Annotated in this window: 16 protein-coding genes; 5 read left to right on the top strand and 11 right to left on the bottom strand. The window is 70.2% G+C overall.

Going from position 1 to position 14,937, the window contains the following annotated elements:
- Positions 1-5 precede the first annotated feature (5 nt).
- Entirely contained in the window at positions 6-518 is a 513-nt protein-coding gene (locus ACXJLU_RS01485; protein ID WP_457328743.1) for a DUF1993 domain-containing protein, read from the top strand.
- Positions 519-531: 13 nt separating this feature from the next.
- Here ACXJLU_RS01485 and ACXJLU_RS01480 read toward each other — a convergent pair whose 3' ends face one another.
- Complete coding sequence (locus ACXJLU_RS01480; RefSeq protein WP_457328742.1) at positions 532-858, bottom strand: hypothetical protein; 327 nt, start codon at positions 856-858, stop codon at positions 532-534.
- A gap of 174 nt (positions 859-1,032) precedes the next feature.
- Between ACXJLU_RS01480 and ACXJLU_RS01475 the strand changes: the two genes are divergently transcribed.
- The gene (locus ACXJLU_RS01475) at positions 1,033-3,444 is read left to right on the top strand and encodes a penicillin acylase family protein (protein WP_457328740.1); all 2,412 of its coding nucleotides are present in this window, start codon (positions 1,033-1,035) and stop codon (positions 3,442-3,444) included.
- A gap of 122 nt (positions 3,445-3,566) precedes the next feature.
- Here ACXJLU_RS01475 and ACXJLU_RS01470 read toward each other — a convergent pair whose 3' ends face one another.
- Together ACXJLU_RS01470 and lexA are read right to left on the bottom strand one after the other, a co-directional pair.
- A complete protein-coding gene (locus ACXJLU_RS01470; RefSeq protein ID WP_457328739.1) occupies positions 3,567-3,866 on the bottom strand; it encodes a helix-hairpin-helix domain-containing protein in 300 nt (99 codons plus the stop codon).
- 11 nt (positions 3,867-3,877) lie between these two features.
- The gene (gene lexA / locus ACXJLU_RS01465) at positions 3,878-4,552 is read right to left on the bottom strand and encodes a transcriptional repressor LexA (protein ID WP_073466870.1); all 675 of its coding nucleotides are present in this window, start codon (positions 4,550-4,552) and stop codon (positions 3,878-3,880) included.
- 89 nt (positions 4,553-4,641) lie between these two features.
- On the opposite strand from lexA, the gene ACXJLU_RS01460 reads away from it, so the two are divergent.
- Positions 4,642-5,586 (top strand): asparaginase, encoded by a 945-nt coding sequence (locus tag ACXJLU_RS01460; RefSeq protein ID WP_457328738.1) that lies wholly within the window; start codon positions 4,642-4,644, stop codon positions 5,584-5,586.
- Here the strand turns inward: ACXJLU_RS01460 and ACXJLU_RS01455 are convergent.
- The gene (locus tag ACXJLU_RS01455) at positions 5,583-7,076 is read right to left on the bottom strand and encodes an FAD-dependent monooxygenase (RefSeq protein ID WP_457328737.1); all 1,494 of its coding nucleotides are present in this window, start codon (positions 7,074-7,076) and stop codon (positions 5,583-5,585) included. The two genes, ACXJLU_RS01460 and ACXJLU_RS01455, sit on opposite strands and share 4 nt — an antisense overlap.
- Positions 7,077-7,131: 55 nt before the next feature.
- Between ACXJLU_RS01455 and ACXJLU_RS01450 the strand changes: the two genes are divergently transcribed.
- Positions 7,132-7,770: a TetR/AcrR family transcriptional regulator gene (locus tag ACXJLU_RS01450; RefSeq protein ID WP_457328736.1), complete on the top strand. Its 639-nt coding sequence runs from the start codon at positions 7,132-7,134 to the stop codon at positions 7,768-7,770.
- Between the two features lie 25 nt (positions 7,771-7,795).
- Here the strand turns inward: ACXJLU_RS01450 and ACXJLU_RS01445 are convergent, their stop codons facing one another.
- The 5 genes from ACXJLU_RS01445 to ACXJLU_RS01425 all read right to left on the bottom strand — a co-directional run bounded on the left by ACXJLU_RS01445 (position 7,796) and on the right by ACXJLU_RS01425 (position 11,617).
- Positions 7,796-8,221, bottom strand: coding sequence for an organic hydroperoxide resistance protein (locus ACXJLU_RS01445; protein ID WP_073466797.1), 426 nt, complete (start codon positions 8,219-8,221; stop codon positions 7,796-7,798).
- A 45-nt stretch (positions 8,222-8,266) separates the two neighbouring features.
- The gene (locus ACXJLU_RS01440) at positions 8,267-8,785 is read right to left on the bottom strand and encodes a MarR family winged helix-turn-helix transcriptional regulator (protein WP_457328735.1); all 519 of its coding nucleotides are present in this window, start codon (positions 8,783-8,785) and stop codon (positions 8,267-8,269) included.
- 99 nt (positions 8,786-8,884) lie between these two features.
- The gene (locus ACXJLU_RS01435; RefSeq protein WP_457328734.1) at positions 8,885-9,211 is read right to left on the bottom strand and encodes a hypothetical protein; all 327 of its coding nucleotides are present in this window, start codon (positions 9,209-9,211) and stop codon (positions 8,885-8,887) included.
- Positions 9,212-9,220: 9 nt separating this feature from the next.
- On the bottom strand, positions 9,221-9,580 hold the full coding sequence (locus ACXJLU_RS01430; RefSeq protein ID WP_457328733.1) for a hypothetical protein: 360 nt from the start codon (positions 9,578-9,580) through the stop codon (positions 9,221-9,223).
- A gap of 78 nt (positions 9,581-9,658) precedes the next feature.
- Positions 9,659-11,617 (bottom strand): ABC-F family ATP-binding cassette domain-containing protein, encoded by a 1,959-nt coding sequence (locus ACXJLU_RS01425; protein WP_457328732.1) that lies wholly within the window; start codon positions 11,615-11,617, stop codon positions 9,659-9,661.
- Positions 11,618-11,643: 26 nt separating this feature from the next.
- On the opposite strand from ACXJLU_RS01425, the gene ACXJLU_RS01420 reads away from it, so the two are divergent.
- Positions 11,644-12,900, top strand: coding sequence for a cystathionine gamma-synthase family protein (locus ACXJLU_RS01420; protein WP_457328731.1), 1,257 nt, complete (start codon positions 11,644-11,646; stop codon positions 12,898-12,900).
- Here ACXJLU_RS01420 and prmB read toward each other — a convergent pair.
- A complete protein-coding gene (gene prmB / locus ACXJLU_RS01415; protein WP_457328730.1) occupies positions 12,897-13,781 on the bottom strand; it encodes a 50S ribosomal protein L3 N(5)-glutamine methyltransferase in 885 nt (294 codons plus the stop codon). The two genes, ACXJLU_RS01420 and prmB, sit on opposite strands and share 4 nt — an antisense overlap.
- Positions 13,778-14,932: a succinyl-diaminopimelate desuccinylase gene (gene dapE, locus ACXJLU_RS01410; RefSeq protein WP_457328729.1), complete on the bottom strand. Its 1,155-nt coding sequence runs from the start codon at positions 14,930-14,932 to the stop codon at positions 13,778-13,780. The genes prmB and dapE overlap by 4 nt, the downstream gene beginning before the upstream one ends.
- Between the last annotated feature and the right edge of the window lie 5 nt (positions 14,933-14,937).

The following is a 14,937-nucleotide window of genomic DNA, read 5'->3' as shown; positions in this document are numbered from 1 at the left end:
GAACAATGTCCCTCACCATGTACTCGGCCAGCGTGCCGATCTTCCTGCGCACCCTCGGCAACATCGGCAAGTGGCTCGACAAGGCCGAAGCCCATGCGCAGGCGAAGAAGTTCGATGTCGCCGTGCTGCTCGGCACGCGCCTGTCGCCCGACATGCTGTCGTTCACGCGGCAGGTGCAGCTGACCAGCGATGCCGCGAAGTTCGGTGCCGCCCGGCTGGCGGGCATCGAGTCGCCGAAGTTCGATGACGTGGAGACGACGCTGCCCGAGCTGCGCGAGCGCATCGCGAAGACGGTGGCCTTCCTCGAATCGATCCCGTCCGAGAAGATCGTCGGCAGCGACGACCGCGACGTGACGATCCCGCGCCGCGACGGCCCGCTGACGCTGAAGGGCGAGGTCTACCTGCGCACCTTCGTGCTGCCGAACTTCTTCTTCCACGCGACGACGATCTACGCGCTGCTGCGCCACAACGGCGTCGAGCTGGGGAAAAGCGATTACCTGGGGCCGCTGCAGCCCTGAGGCTGCCGGCCGGTCAGAGCGGAACGAACTCCGTGTCGCGGCCGGCCATCGGGAAGGCGGCGTCGAGCTGGCGGCGCACCGCCTTGCGCTCCTCGGGTGGCAGCACCGCCAGCAGCGTGTCGCTCAGTTCGAGCAGCTCGCCGATGTCGCCGGCGATGCGCAGCTGGCGCTTCAGCAGCGCGGCCGACGCCCCCTGCAGGCCCGCCGCCGATTCCATGAAGCACTGCTTCATCTCGACGAAGACCCGGCGCGCGGCGACCCGGGCCAATCGCTCTTGCGGCATCCCGGGGATGTTCTGCAGGGCGGCGTCGAGCTCGAGCGAAAGTCGTGCAGTTTTCATGGCGGTGGCGGGTGTCTTCACTTGCAGGGCTTTCGGCCGGCGCGCAGGCCGGTGTAGGTGCCCTGGCATTCTGTACAGCGGCCGGCGCCGCAGATCGCACGAAATGAGGCACTTCTGCCTGCCGTTCATCGGGGCCGGCTACGCTGCGCGGGAACGCACTGGAAGGAACGAACGATGAAATGGCTGCGGCACGGTGTCGTGGGTCTGGTGGTCGTGCTGCTGCTGGCGGCGGTGCTGCTGTGGGTTTATGCACGGCGCACGCTGCCGCAGCTCGACGGCGAACAGCGTGTGGACGGCCTGCGCGGCGAAGTGCGCATCGAGCGCGATGCGCAGGGCGTGCCGACCATCCACGCGTCCTCGCGCGAGGACGCGATGTTCGGCCTCGGCTTCGCGCACGCCCAGGACCGGTTGTGGCAGCTGGAGACGCACCGCCGCATCGGCGCGGGCCAGCTGGCCGAGGCCTTCGGCGAGCCGGCCCTCGACACCGACCGCTTCCTGCGCGCGCTCGGCGTGCGCCGTGCCGCGCAGGCGCAGTGGCAGCGGGCCAGCCCGGCCACGCGGGCCGCACTCGAGGCCTACAGCGCCGGCATCAACGCCTACCTCGCCGGCTCGCTGAAGGCGCGGCCGCCGGAGTTCGTGCTGCTCGGGCTGCAGCCGCAACGCTGGACGCCGGTCGACAGCCTGGCCTGGGCGACGATGATGGCCTGGGACCTGGGCGGCAACTGGTCGAGCGAGCTGCTGCGGATGCGCTTGTCGCTGAAGATGCCGGTCGAGCGCATCAACGAGCTGTTGCCGCCGTACCCCGGCGAGCAGCCGCTGGCGACGGCCGACTACGCGGCGCTGTTCCGCGGGCTGAAGGTCGACGGCACGCTGGGCCGCCAGGCGCTGCTGACGGCGCCCGAGTCCGGCGTCGAAGGCGTCGGCTCCAACAACTGGGTGGTCGCCGGCTCGCACACCGACAGCGGCAGGCCGCTGCTGGCCAACGACCCGCACCTGAAGCTCAGCGCGCCGTCGCTGTGGTACCTGGCGCGGCTCGACGCGCCCGGCTTCCAGGTGGCGGGCGCGACCATGCCTGGCCTGCCGATCGTCGTGCTCGGCCAGAACGACCACATCGCGTGGGGCTTCACCAACACCGCGCCCGACGTGCAGGACCTGTACCTCGAACGCATCCGGCCCGACGACGCGACGCAGTACCAGACCCCCGACGGCTGGGCGGCGTTCGAGCGCAGCACTGAAGTCATCAAGGTCAAGGGCCATGCCGATGTGACGATGACCGTGCGCAGCACCCGGCACGGGCCGGTGATCTCGGACGCCGGTGGCCCGACCGATGGGCTGACCGGTGCGCCGACCGCACCCACCTACGCCTTGGCGATGCGCTGGACGGCGCTCGATGTTGATGCTGATTCGGTCGATGCTGGCATCGGTTTCAATTCGGCCCGCTCGGTGGACGAGTTCATCGCGGCGTCGGCGGGCTATGTCGCGCCGATGCAAAGCATGGTGGTGGCCGACACGCAAGGGCGCATCGCGATGGTGGCGGCCGGGCGGGTGCCGGTGCGCGGGCCCGCGAACGACTTGAAGGGCCTGGTGCCGGCGCCGGGCTGGGACGCGCGCTACGACTGGGTCGGCAGCGTGGCGGCCGGCGAGACGCCGCGCGAGATCGATCCCGCTCGCGCCTGGATCGCGACCGCCAACCAGCGCATCGTCGGGCCGGCGTACCCGCATTTCCTGACCAGCGAGTGGGCGCCGCCGTACCGCCACCAGCGCATCGAGCAGCTGCTGGCCGCGACGACCAAGCATTCGATCGCCAGCCTGCGGACGATCCAGCGCGACCAGCTGTCGCTGGCGGCGCTGAAGCTGCTGCCGGTGCTGAAGCGCGCCGTGTCGAACCATCCGCTGGCGGCGGCCGCGCAGCGCGAGCTGGCGTCGTTCGACGGCACGATGGCGGCCGATCGCGCCGCGCCGCTGATCCTGTCGGCCTGGACGCGGCAGCTGACGCAGGCGGTGTTCAGCGACGAACTCGGCAGCGCCTTGTACGAGCGGCAGCTCGGCAGCCGCAGTTTTCGCGAAGCGCTGGAGGGCGTGCTGGAACGCCAGGACGGCTGGTGGTGCGACGACAAGACGACGCCGGCGGTCGAGACCTGTGCGCAGCAGGTGGATGCGGCGTTCACGCGGGCGCTCGACGAGCTGCAGCAGTCGCAGGGCGGCGATGTCTCGGCCTGGCAATGGGGCCGGGCGCACCAGGCGCGCGCCGAGCACCGGCCGTTCAGCAAGGTGAAGGCGCTGGCGCCTTGGTTCGAACTGCGTGCGCCGGTGGGCGGCGACACCTACACGATCAACGTGTCGCGCGTCGGCCTGCGACCGGATGCGACGACCGGCGAGCTGTACCTGGCTGAGCACGGCCCGTCGCTGCGGGCGCTGTACGACCTGGGCGACCGGGGTCGTTCACGCTTCATGCAGTCGAGCGGGCAGTCGGGTATCGTGTTTTCACCGCTGTACCGCAACTTCGTCGAGCGCTGGGCGAAGGTGGAAGACGTGCCGGTGTGGGGCGGGGCGGCGGAGCACACGCTGGTGCTGAAGCCGCGCTGATGCCGCGCTGATCAGCGGTCGAGAGGTCAGCGGTCGAGCTGCGCCAACTGGCTGACGATCTCGCGCGTGCTCAGCAGCCGCACGCCCTGGGCGGCCAGCGCCGAAGGCGCTTCGGGGGTGGGTCACACCGACCCGAACAAGGCCTTGCGCTGCGCGGTGTAGGCCCACCACGGCGCGGCCGGCGCGCCGCCCATGAAATCGGTGGCGGCCATGAAGGTGTCGAGCACGCAGGGGTCGTGGCGTTCGCCGGTGATCGCGCACAGCCGCTGGTACAGCACGAAGGCATCCTTGCCGCGCAGGTCTTGCGGCGCCTGGATGCCGATCAGCCGCAGGTCGGCCGCCAGCGCCGGGCCGATGTTGGGCAGTTGTTCGAGCGACTTGCACTCCGCGGCACTCGCCGCCTTCGGGGCCTTGATCACCACGGCAGCCTCCATCACAGCATGCTGTTGCGGATCAGGCCGACCGCGAGCCCTTCGAGTTCGAAGTCGACGTCGCCGAACGGCACGACGATGGGCTCGAAATCGGGGTTCTCCGGCAGCAGTTCGATGCTGGTGCGGGTGCGCTTGAAGCGCTTGACGGTGACCTCGTCGCCCAGCCGCGCGACGACGATCTGCCCGTTCTTCGCATCCTTGGCCTTCTGCACCGCGAGCAGGTCGCCGTCCATGATGCCGGCGTCGCGCATGCTCATGCCGCGCACCTTCAGCAGGAAATCGGGCCGGCGGCTGAACAGGCTGGCTTCCATCAGGTAGGTCTGGTCGATGTGCTCCTGCGCGAGGATCGGGCTGCCCGCCGCGACCCGCCCGACCAGCGGCAGCGTGAGCTGCGAGAGGCTGGGCAGCGGCAGGCTGAACTGCTTGCCGCGGCTCTGGTTCAGCGCACGCAATGTGTCAGACTGCAGACGGATGCCTCGCGAGGTGCCCCCCACCAGCTCGATGACGCCCTTGCGGGCCAGCGCCTGCAGGTGTTCCTCGGCGGCGTTGGCCGACTTGAAGCCCAGCTCGTTCGCGATCTCGGCGCGGGTCGGTGGGGCGCCGGTGCGCTCGATCGCGCTCTGCACCAGGTCGAGGATCTGCTGCTGGCGGTCGGTGAGCTTCGGGGTTTCGTTCATCGCGGGCCTCGGGTTGATGATTCGCGCGGCAGTGAGCAGCGGACTGAACATCCATCCAGTGACTGTATTTTTATCCAGCTTCGTGAAAAATGCAAAGAACTGACCCAACCGTCGTCGTGCTCGGCACCGGCGGCACCATCGCCGGCACCTCGGCCGCCCCCGGCGACAACATCGGCTACACCGCGGCGCAGCTCGGCGTCGCGCAGCTCGTGAAGGCGGTGCCGGCACTGGCCGCGGTGGCGCTCGAGCCCGAGCAGGTCGCCCAGGTCGACAGCAAGGACATGAGCGCCGACGTGTGGCGCGCGCTGCTCAAGCGGCTCGCCCACCACCTGGCGCGGCCCGAGGTGGCCGGCGTGGTCGTCACGCACGGCACCGACACGCTGGAAGAGACCGCGTGGCTGCTGCAGCGCGTGCTCGCGCCGGGCAAGCCGGTGGTGCTGACCGCGGCGATGCGGCCCGCCACCTCGCTGCAGCCCGACGGGCCGCAGAACCTGCTCGATGCGGTGACCGTCGCGCAGCACCCCGGCGCGCGCGGCGTGCTGGCGGTGCTCGGCGGCGTGGTGCATGGCGCGGCCGATGTGCGCAAGGTCCACACCTACCGCATCGAGGCCTTCGATTCGGGCGATGCCGGCCCGGTCGGGCGCATCGAGGAAGGGCGGCTGCGGCTGTTCCGCCCGTGGCCGGCCGGTGAGCCGTTGGAGGCCGCGGCGGTTAGCCGGCTGGTGGACGGGCCGGCGTGGCCGCGCGTCGACATCCTGCTCAGCCATGCGGGTGTCGACGGCGTGCTGGTCGATGCGCTGGTCGAGCGGGGCACGCGCGGCATCGTGGTCGCTGGCACCGGGCATGGCACGGTGCACCACGCGCTGGAGTCGGCGCTGCTGCGGGCCCAGGCGGCCGGCGTGCGCGTGCTGCGCTGCAGCCGCGTGGCCGGCGGCCCGGTGTTCGCGCAGGCCGGCGACGTGTTGACGGCCGGCGGCGAGCGCTCGCCGTACCAGGCGCGCGTCGAGCTGCTGCTGCAGCTGCTCGCCGACTAGGAAATGCTTTCCAGCGCGGGGCTGAACCAGCGGCGCAGCGCTTCTTCCAGTCCGTCCGTGTCGTTGTCGTCGCCGGCCCAGGCCACGCAGGCATCGGGACGGATCAGCATCGAGCGCCCCGCGCCGACCGCGACGCATCGCACCCACCGCGTGGCGGCCCTCACGAGCTGCGAGGCCTTGCCGTCCGTGGAGGCGTCGAGAAAAACGCCGCGCCCGTCCTGCATCAGCTCGCCGATCGAGACATCGCCGACCAGCCGGCCGACCTCGTCCCGTGCCGACCCGAGTTCGTACCGCGTCGACAGGCCGCTCATCGTCTCGCCGATCAACCGGTTCACGTCGTCGAACGCCATCAGCGTCGCGATGAGCTCGCGCATCGCACCCGCTTGCGGATCGGGCCGCAGGATCGCGACCTGGGCCAGCGTGTTCTGCAGAACCGCCTCGGCCGCGGGGTGCCGCTCGGCGGTGTAGCTGTCGAGCAGGCTGTCCGGCATCTCGCCGCGAATCACCGCCGCGAGCTTCCAGCCGAGGTTCGCCGCGTCCACCAGGCCGAGGCTCAGGCCCTGGCCGCCGAACGGCGAATGGACATGCGCCGCATCGCCGGCCAGCAGCACCCGGCCGCGCCGGTAGCTGTCGACGAGCCGCGTGTTGTCCGCCCACCGGTTGGCGCTGGCAAGTGCGTTCACGCGGACATCGGTGTCGCTGATGCGGCGCAACACCGCCTCGATCTCGTCGCGCGTGACGGGCGCTTGCCGATCTTCCGGCGGGCCGGTGAAATCCAGCATGAACAAGCGACCCGGCACCGGCCCGTGTGAGAACACCCCGCCCGGTGTGCGATGCCAACCCACGGGCCCCAGGCGATCGGGGTGGTCGACCTCGGCGACGGCCTGGTAGAAGGTCGAGGTCGGCGCGGTGCCGGGGAAGTCGAAGCCGGCCATCTTGCGGATGCTGCTGCGCCCGCCGTCGCATCCCATCAGCCAGGCGCAGCGCAGGCGGCCTGCGCTGGCCGGCGAAGCCCAAGCGACATCGACGCCGTCGTGCTGCTGCACGAAGCCGGTCACCTCGCAGCCACGGCGCACCTCGATCCCGAGCGCGCCGGCGCGCTCGGCCAGCATCGCCTCGACGCCCTGCTGGTCCACCGGCCGGGCACGCCGCTCCGGCTCTTTCTGCGCATCCTTGCGAATGAGGGCGAGGCCGGCGAAGTGGCCGCTGAACTTCGACCCCGGCCCGCGCGCGGCCGCGCCCGGCTGCGTGATGAACTGCTGCATCGCCGCGACGCTGCGCGCCTCGGCGGCGGCGAGGGCCTGCGCCATCCCGCGGCGCATCAGCGCCTCGCTGCCGAGCGGCCCGACCGACATCGCCTTGATGGCCATGCTCGGCGCGGCCAGGCGCTCCAGCACGACGACGCGCGCGCCGCCCAGGCCCAGCTCAATGGCGGCCAGCAACCCGACCGGCCCGGCACCGACCACCACCACATCCACCGGCATTTCCATGTACTGCACTCCACGTTGTACTGAGTACAATAACTGTACTCAGTACAATGAAGACATGTCAATCCCGTCCGACCTGCGATCCCGCAAGCGCCTCGCCACGCGGCAAGGCATCTCCAACGCCGCGACGCGCCTGTTCCTGGCGCGCGGCTTCGACAAGGTGACGGTGGACGAGATCGCGGCGGCCGCCGACGTCGGGCGGATGACGGTGTTCAATCACTTCCCGCGCAAGGAAGACATGTTCTTCGACCGCGACGAAGAGGTCCGCGAGGTGCTGCGCGATGCGTTGCGGCAGCGCGATCCGGGCGTTTCGCCGATCGAGGCCTTGCGCCTGCTCGCGCACCGGCTGGTCGACGACGGCAGCCCGTACGTCGAGTTTTCTGCGGACAGCCAGGGCTTCATCGAGACCATCGAGGGCAGCGACACGCTGAAGGCCCGGGCCCGGGCGATACGCGACGAGATCGCGCAGGTCGTCACCGAGGCGCTGGCCGAAGGGGCCGCGCGGGAGGCGGGCGATCCGGCCGCGCATCTGGCCGCAGGCCTGCTGCTGGCGACGTGGGCCGCCGCCCTCATCCAGGCGCACCGGAGCTTTCGGGAGCGCCAGGACGCTGACGCGGCGAAGGCGCTCTTCCTCGCCCTCGTCGACAAGGGCACCCTCGGGCTGAACGCCGCGATGGCGGGCACGCCTTACGCGTGAGCCATCGCGGCGGCGGCGATCAGGCTCAGGCCAGCGTCAGCGCCACGTCCACGTTGCCGCGCGTCGCGTTCGAGTACGGGCAGATCTGGTGCGCCGCGTCGACGATCTTCTGCGCGACCGCGCGCTCGACGCCCGGCACCGTGATGGTCATCGCGACCTGGATGCCGAAGCCTTGCGGGATCGGGCCGATGCTGACGCTCGCGGCGATCGAGGTGTCGGCCGGCAGGGCCACCTTCTGCTGGCCGGCGGCGACCTTCATCGCGCCGATGAAGCAGGCCGAGTAGCCGGCGGCGAACAGCTGTTCCGGGTTGGTGCCGACGGCGCCGTTGCCGCCCAGTTCCTTCGGCGTGGTCAGGCGCAGGTCCAGCACGCCGTCGGACGACTTCGACGTGCCTTCGCGGCCGCCGGTGGAGGTGGCGTGGGCGGTGTACAGGGCTTTTTCGAGCTTCATGGTGTCTTCCTCTTCAGGTGGGTGAGTGGGTGGGAGGTACGGCGTTCACGCATGCGCCGCATCGGGCGCGTCATCGAGCAGCTGCTGGCGCAGCTGCTGCAGGCGTTGGGTCAGGTCGGTCAGCTCGCCGACGCTGCAGCCGCTGGCCTGGGCCAGCTGCGCGGGCACGGCGCGCGCCTTCTGGCGCAGCGCGCGGCCTTCGGGCGTCAGGCTGACGATCACGCGGCGCTCGTCGTCGGCGGCGCGCTGGCGCTGCAGCCAGCCGGCGGCTTCCATGCGCTTGAGCAGCGGCGTCAGCGTGCCGGAGTCGAGGAACAGGCGCTCGCCGAGTTCGCCCACCGTCAGCGCATCGCGCTCCCACAGCACCAGGAACGCCAGGTACTGCGGGTAGGTGATGCCGAGCGGTGCGAGCAGCGGCTTGTACAGCTTGGTCATCGCGAGCGAGGTGGAATACAGCGCGAAGCACACCTGGTTGTCGAGCTGCAGCCAATCCACATCGGCCGGCAGCGCGGGCGCGCCGGCGCTGCTGCGGTCCTGTCGACGGGGGCGGTGTGTGCTTGCCATGGACGAGACTGTATTCTCAATCTGGCAATTGAATTGTGTACAACATAAATCCCGGGCCGCCGGCAGGGACTTCGCCCTGCCTGCATCGGAGGAACGGCGTTATCGCGTCAGTTGCGGGAACGCGCGGTACAGCGACAGAACGCCTTTCGCGGCCGCGATCGTGCCGGCGGCGAGGCCGGCTGGTGTCGGGCTCTCGCGCAGCTTCAGCGCGGCGCCGTAGATCTGGTCGCGCACGTTCGACGCCACGCCCAGCGCCGCGTCGGGCCGCGCGCTGCGCGTGCCCCGTTCGGGCACGGCGTTGCCGAGCGCGTTGGTGCCGCGGTCGCGCGCCCGGCTCGGTGCGGTCGTGCTGACGCTGCCGTTCTGCCGGGTGACGGTGGGCCGCGGTGCGCGTTCGGCGGGTCCGTTGATTCCGTGGAGTGCCATCGCGGTGCCTCAGACCTTCATGAACGTGAAGAAGTGGTCGGGCTCGCTGCTGCCGAGCACGGCGGCTGCCTTCTGCTGCTCTTCGCGCAGCAGGTAGCTCAGCGGGCTCTCGACGCCATCGGCCGGCCCGTCCACCTCTTTCGTGGTCGCCATCAGCAGCGTGATCGCGTCGGCGCGGAAGCTGTTGCGGTCGCCGCTGCGGCCCTGCATCAGCTCGTCGGTCACCTCGTCGATCAGCGCCCGAAAGCGCCCGAGCAATGCCGGGTTGACGGTCGGTGGCGCGGCCGGCTCGGCGGCACGGGCGGCGGTGTTCCGCTGCCCGGCGTTGCTGCCCGACCGGTCACCTGTCTGCGCTTTCTGGAGGGCCATCATGGGAACGAACGATAGGCCGTGCACCGCGGCGCACCGGTCGCCGACCGGAAGCCGCGTGCGGCAGCGCGAAGCGGCTCAGGTGCCCAGCGCGTCCAGTTCGCCGGTCACCTCGAGCCAGCGGCCTTCGGCCGCGTCGAGCTCGTCGCCGAGTTGCTTCAGCCGCTTGCCCTGCTCGACGCGCTGCGCCGGGCTCACGTCGGCGCGACCCGAGGCCTCGGCGATGTTGGCCTTCTCCTGCGTCAGCGATGCGATGCGCTTCTCGAGCGTTGCCAGCTCGGTGCGCAGCGGCTTGGTCTGCTCGGAAGCCTTCTGGCGTTGCTGGGCACCGGCCTTGCGATCGTCCTTGCCCGGCTTCGGGGCCGCCGCGGCGGCAGCGGTGGTCGCAACGGCCTGGGCCTTCTTCGCCTTGGCCTTCGCCGACCCCGCCTCGCGCGCTTCCTTCGCCATCTCGCGCGAGGTCTCGAGCAGCCACTTCTGGTAGTCGTCCAGGTCGCCGTCGAACGGCTTCACCGCGCCCTCGCTGACCAGCCAGAACTCGTCGCACACCTCGCGCAGCAGCGCGCGATCGTGGCTCACCAGCATCACCGTGCCCTCGAACTCGTTGAGCGCCATCGACAGCGCCTCGCGGGTGGTCAGGTCGAGGTGGTTGGTCGGCTCGTCCAGCAGCAGCAGGTTGGGGCGCTGCCACACCAGCATCGCGAGCACCAGCCGCGCCTTCTCGCCGCCGCTCAGCGAGCCGACGGCCTGCGTGACCATCTCGCCGACGAAGCGGAACGAGCCGAGGAAGTCGCGCAGCTCCTGCTCGCGCGCCTGCGGGCCCACGTCGCGCGCGAGGCGGATCATGTGCATCAGCGGGCCGTCGTCGAGCGACAGCACGTCGAGTTCCTGCTGCGCGAAGTAGCCGATCGACAAGCCCTTGCCCTCGGTGACCTCGCCGGCCACCAATGGGATCTCCTTCGCGATGGTCTTCACCAGCGTCGACTTGCCCTGGCCGTTGGCGCCGAGGATGCCGATGCGCTGGCCGGCCAGCACCGAGCGGTTGACGTTGCTGACGATCGGCACGCCGCCGTAGCCGCACGACATCACCGAGAACGCGAGCATCGGGTTCGGCAGCGACAGCGGCTCGCGGAACTCGAACTGGAAATCGCTGCTGGTGAGCACCGGCCCGAGCTTTTCCATGCGCGCCAGCGCCTTCACGCGGCTCTGCGCCTGCTTGGCCTTGCTGGCCTTGGCCTTGAAGCGGTCGATGAACTTCTGCAGGTGGGCCATGCGCTCCTGCTGCTTCGAGAAGTTGGCCTGCGCCTGCATCAGCCGCTCGGCCCGCATCTCTTCGAACGCGGTGTAGTTGCCGGTGTAGCGGGTCAGGCGCGTCTCGTCGAGGTGCAGCGTCACCCGGGTGATCGCATCGAGGAATTCGCGGTCGTGGCTGATCACGATCATCGTGCCCTCGTAGCGCTGCAGCCAGGCTTCCAGCCACACCAGCGCGTCGAGGTCCAAGTGGTTGGTCGGCTCGTCGAGCAGCATCAGGTCGGCCGGGCACATCAGCGCGCGGGCCAGCTGCAGCCGCATGCGCCAGCCGCCCGAGAAGCTGTTGACCGGCTCGTCGAGCTGGTCGAGGCGGAAGCCCAGGCCCATCAGCAGCGCCTGCGCGCGCGGGCGGGCCTCGAAGCCGCCGGCCTCGGCGATCAGCTGGTGAGCCTCGGCCATCGCATGGCCGTCGTCGGCCGCCTCGGCCGCGGCCAGCGCGGTGTTCGCGGCGTTCAGCCGGGTGTCGCCCTCGAGCACGAAATCGGTCGCCGAATCGTCGGTTTCGGGCATCGACTGCGCGACTTCGCCGACCAGCCAGCGCGGCGGGATCGCCACGTCGCCGGCATCGGACTGCAGCCGGTGCGTGAGCAGCGAGAACAGCGACGACTTGCCGGCGCCGTTGCGCCCGACCAGGCCGACCTTCTCGCCGGGCTGCAGCGTGACGCTCGCGTCCTGCAGCACGATCTTGGTGCCGCGCCGCAGCGTGACGTTCTTGATGACAATCATGGGTAACTCACCAACGGGAAAAAAACATGGGAAAGATCGCAGGAGACGGCAAGACCGAGGGCCTGACCACCCGGCTGCTGCACGCGGATCGCCGCGGCGGCGTCGAGCATGGTGCCACGCACAAGCCGCTGCACCCCTCGTCGGCCTTCGGTTACGACACGGCGCGTGAACTGGTGTCGGTTTTCAAGGGCGAACGCAGCGGGCATGTCTACGCGCGCCAGGGCAATCCGACCAACGCGGCACTGGAAACGAAGCTGACGCTGCTGGAAGATGGCGTCGGCACGGTCAGCTTCGCGACCGGCATGGCGGCGATCGCGTCGCTGCTGGTCGCGCTGCTGAAGCGCGACGACCACATCGTCGCGAGCCGCTTCCTGTTCGGCAACACCGCCAGCCTGCTGAACACGCTCGAAGGCCTGGGCTGCGGGCTGACGCTGGTCGATGCGACCGACGCGGCAGAAGTCGAACGGGCGATCACGCCGCGCACCCGGTTGGTGTTCGTCGAGACCATCGCGAACCCCGGCACGCAGGTCGCCGACCTGGAGGCGATCGGCCGGCTGTGCGGCGAGCGCGGGCTGCTGTACGTGGTCGACAACACGATGACGACGCCCTACCTGTTCCGCCCGAAGGCCGTGGGCGCCGGGCTGGTGGTGAACTCGCTGACCAAGTCGATCGGCGGCCATGGCAACGCGCTGGGCGGTGCGGTCACCGACACCGGCGTGTTCGACTGGGCGGGTTTTGCCAACATCGCCGAGCCGTACAAGAAGGGCGAGCCGCGCGGCTGGGGGCTGTTGCAGATCCGCAAGCGCGGGCTGCGCGACATCGGCGCGACGCTGGCGGCCGACGCGGCGCACCGCATCGCGACCGGTGCCGAGACGCTGGCGCTGCGCATGGACCGCGCCTGCGACAACGCGCTTCGCCTGGCCACCTGGCTGGCGGCACAGCCGGGCGTCAAGCGCGTCAACCACCCCGGCCTCGAAAGCCACCCGCAGCATGCCAACGCGAAGCGCTGGTTCAAGGCCGGCGGCGCGCTGATGAGTTTCGAGCTCGACGACTCGCGCGACTGCCTGGCCTTCCTCGACGCACTGGACGTGGTCATCAAATCGAGCCACCTGGGCGACAACCGCACGCTCGCGATCCCCGTCGCGCACACCATCTTCTGGGAGATGGGCGCGCAGCGGCGGCAAGCGATGGGCATCGCGGATTCGCTGATCCGCGTGTCGGTGGGGATTGAAGACCATGAGGATCTGCGCGCCGATTTCGAGCGCGCATTGGCCGCCGTCTAGCGGTTCCAGCGCGCGAGCGCTTCGCGGGTGACGAGCAGCACCTGGTCGTCGCCGGCGCTGGTGTCCAGCCACGCCACTTCGAGCTTGCGGAACGCATGCTCGAAGTGCGGCCGCTCGTTGCCGATCTCGAGCAGCAGCACGCCCTCGGGCGCCATCTTCGCCGGTGCGTCGCGCAGGATGCGGCGCACCAGGTCCATGCCGTCGTCGCCGCCGGCCAGCGCGATGGCCGGCTCATGGCGGTATTCCTCCGGCAGCCCGGCCATGCTGGTGCTGTTGACGTACGGCGGGTTGCACAGGATCAGGTCGTACGGCCCGCCGACGCTCGCCAGCAGGTCCGACTGCAGCAGCGTGATGCGCTTGCCGAGCTTGTGCTTGTCGACGTTGATGCGCGCCACCGCCAGCGCGTCGTCGGAGAGGTCGGCCGCGTCGACGACCACGTCGGGGTAGGCCAGCGCGGCGATCACCGCCAGGCTGCCATTGCCGGTGCACAGGTCGAGCACCGTGTGCGTCTGGTCGGACAGCCACGCGTCGAGCGTGCCTTCGCCTTCGCCGTCGACCAGCAGCTCGGCGATGAACGAGCGCGGCACGATGCTGCGCTCGTCGATGTAGAACGGCACGTTCTGCAGCCAGGCTTCGCGGGTCAGGTAGGCGGCCGGGCGGCGCGAGCGGATGCGCTCGTCGACCAGCGCGAGCGCGGTCGCCTCTTCTTCGGCCGACAGCTCGCGCTGCGCATGTTCTTCGAGCGCATCGAGCGGCATGCCCAGCGCCCACAGCACCAGCCAGGCCGATTCGTCGAACGCGTTGGTGGTGCCGTGCCCAAACGAAACGCCCGCCGTCTTGAGGCGGGCGCTCTGCGCGGTGATGAGATCGATCAACTTCATAGCAGCAAGCCTTCCAACGTGCGTCGGTAGATGTTCTTCAGTGGGTCGAGGCTCGCGACCTCGACGTTCTCGTCGATCTTGTGGATGCTGGCGTTCAGCGGCCCGAACTCGACGACCTGCGGGCAGATCTTCGCGATGAAGCGCCCGTCGGAGGTGCCGCCGGTGGTCGACAGCTCGGTGCGAACGCCGGTCTCGGCGAGGATCGCCGCGCTCATCGCGTCGCTCAGCTCGCCGATCTGCGTCAGGAACGGTTCGCCGCCGAGCGTCCACGCGAGGTCGTAGCGCAGCCCGTGCGCGTCGAGCACCGCCTGCAGGCGCGACTTCAGCGTTTCCGGCGTCGACTCGGTCGAGAAGCGGAAGTTGAAGTCGATCACCACCTCGCCGGGGATCACGTTGCCCGCGCCGGTGCCGCCGTGGATGTTCGACATCTGCCAGCTGGTGGCCGGGAAGTAGCGGTTGCCGCGGTCCCACTCGACCGCGCCGAGCGCGGCCAGCGCCGGTGCGGCGCGGTGGATCGGGTTGTCGGCCAGGTGCGGGTAGGCGATGTGGCCTTGCACGCCGTGCACCGTCAGCTTGCCCGACAGCGAGCCGCGCCGGCCGTTCTTGATCATGTCGCCCAGCGTCGCGAGCGAGGTCGGCTCGCCGACGATGCAGTAGTCGATGCGCTCGCCGCGCTGTTTGAGCAGTTCGCAGACCTTGACGGTGCCGTCGAGCGCCGGGCCTTCCTCGTCGCTGGTGATCAGCAGCGCGATGCCGCCGCAGCGCTCGCCATGCGCCGCGACGAACTCCTCGATCGCGACCACCATCGCGGCGATCGAAGTCTTCATGTCGGCCGCGCCGCGCCCGTAGAGCTTGCCGCCGCGATGCGTCGGCACGAACGGGTCGCTCTGCCACTGCGCCAGCGGCCCGGTGGGCACCACGTCGGTGTGGCCGGCGAACATCAGCTGCTTGCCGTTGCTTCCCGATCGCTTGCCGCGCCGCAGCGCCCACAGGTTGGTGACGCGGAAATCGGCCGGGCCGCTCTCGATCGTCTCGCACTCGAAGCCCAGTGGCGCGAGCCGTTCGATCAGCAGCGCCTGGCAGCCGCCGTCATCGGGGGTGACGGAGCGGCGGCTGATCAGGGCCTCGGTGAGTTGCAGGGTCGCGGACATCGAAA

The organism is Rhizobacter sp. P5_C2 (assembly GCF_054049715.1).
Note: the sequence above shows the minus strand (reverse complement) of the source record. Positions and strands in the feature narration are given on the sequence as shown.

Excerpts from the sequence above, each read along its gene's own strand:
- ACXJLU_RS01420 (WP_457328731.1), top strand. The coding sequence starts at position 11,644 with ATGGGAAAGATCGCAGGAGACGGCAAGACCGAGGGCCTGACCACCCGG.
- ACXJLU_RS01485 (WP_457328743.1), top strand. The coding sequence starts at position 6 with ATGTCCCTCACCATGTACTCGGCCAGCGTGCCGATCTTCCTGCGCACC.
- ACXJLU_RS01440 (WP_457328735.1), bottom strand. The coding sequence starts at position 8,785 with ATGGCAAGCACACACCGCCCCCGTCGACAGGACCGCAGCAGCGCCGGC.
- ACXJLU_RS01455 (WP_457328737.1), bottom strand. The coding sequence starts at position 7,076 with ATGGAAATGCCGGTGGATGTGGTGGTGGTCGGTGCCGGGCCGGTCGGG.
- ACXJLU_RS01450 (WP_457328736.1), top strand. The coding sequence starts at position 7,132 with ATGTCAATCCCGTCCGACCTGCGATCCCGCAAGCGCCTCGCCACGCGG.
- ACXJLU_RS01480 (WP_457328742.1), bottom strand. The coding sequence starts at position 858 with ATGAAAACTGCACGACTTTCGCTCGAGCTCGACGCCGCCCTGCAGAAC.
- ACXJLU_RS01445 (WP_073466797.1), bottom strand. The coding sequence starts at position 8,221 with ATGAAGCTCGAAAAAGCCCTGTACACCGCCCACGCCACCTCCACCGGC.
- ACXJLU_RS01425 (WP_457328732.1), bottom strand. The coding sequence starts at position 11,617 with ATGATTGTCATCAAGAACGTCACGCTGCGGCGCGGCACCAAGATCGTG.
- dapE (WP_457328729.1), bottom strand. The coding sequence starts at position 14,932 with ATGTCCGCGACCCTGCAACTCACCGAGGCCCTGATCAGCCGCCGCTCC.
- prmB (WP_457328730.1), bottom strand. The coding sequence starts at position 13,781 with ATGAAGTTGATCGATCTCATCACCGCGCAGAGCGCCCGCCTCAAGACG.
- ACXJLU_RS01475 (WP_457328740.1), top strand. The coding sequence starts at position 1,033 with ATGAAATGGCTGCGGCACGGTGTCGTGGGTCTGGTGGTCGTGCTGCTG.
- ACXJLU_RS01435 (WP_457328734.1), bottom strand. The coding sequence starts at position 9,211 with ATGGCACTCCACGGAATCAACGGACCCGCCGAACGCGCACCGCGGCCC.
- ACXJLU_RS01460 (WP_457328738.1), top strand. The coding sequence starts at position 4,642 with ATGCAAAGAACTGACCCAACCGTCGTCGTGCTCGGCACCGGCGGCACC.
- ACXJLU_RS01430 (WP_457328733.1), bottom strand. The coding sequence starts at position 9,580 with ATGGCCCTCCAGAAAGCGCAGACAGGTGACCGGTCGGGCAGCAACGCC.
- lexA (WP_073466870.1), bottom strand. The coding sequence starts at position 4,552 with ATGAACGAAACCCCGAAGCTCACCGACCGCCAGCAGCAGATCCTCGAC.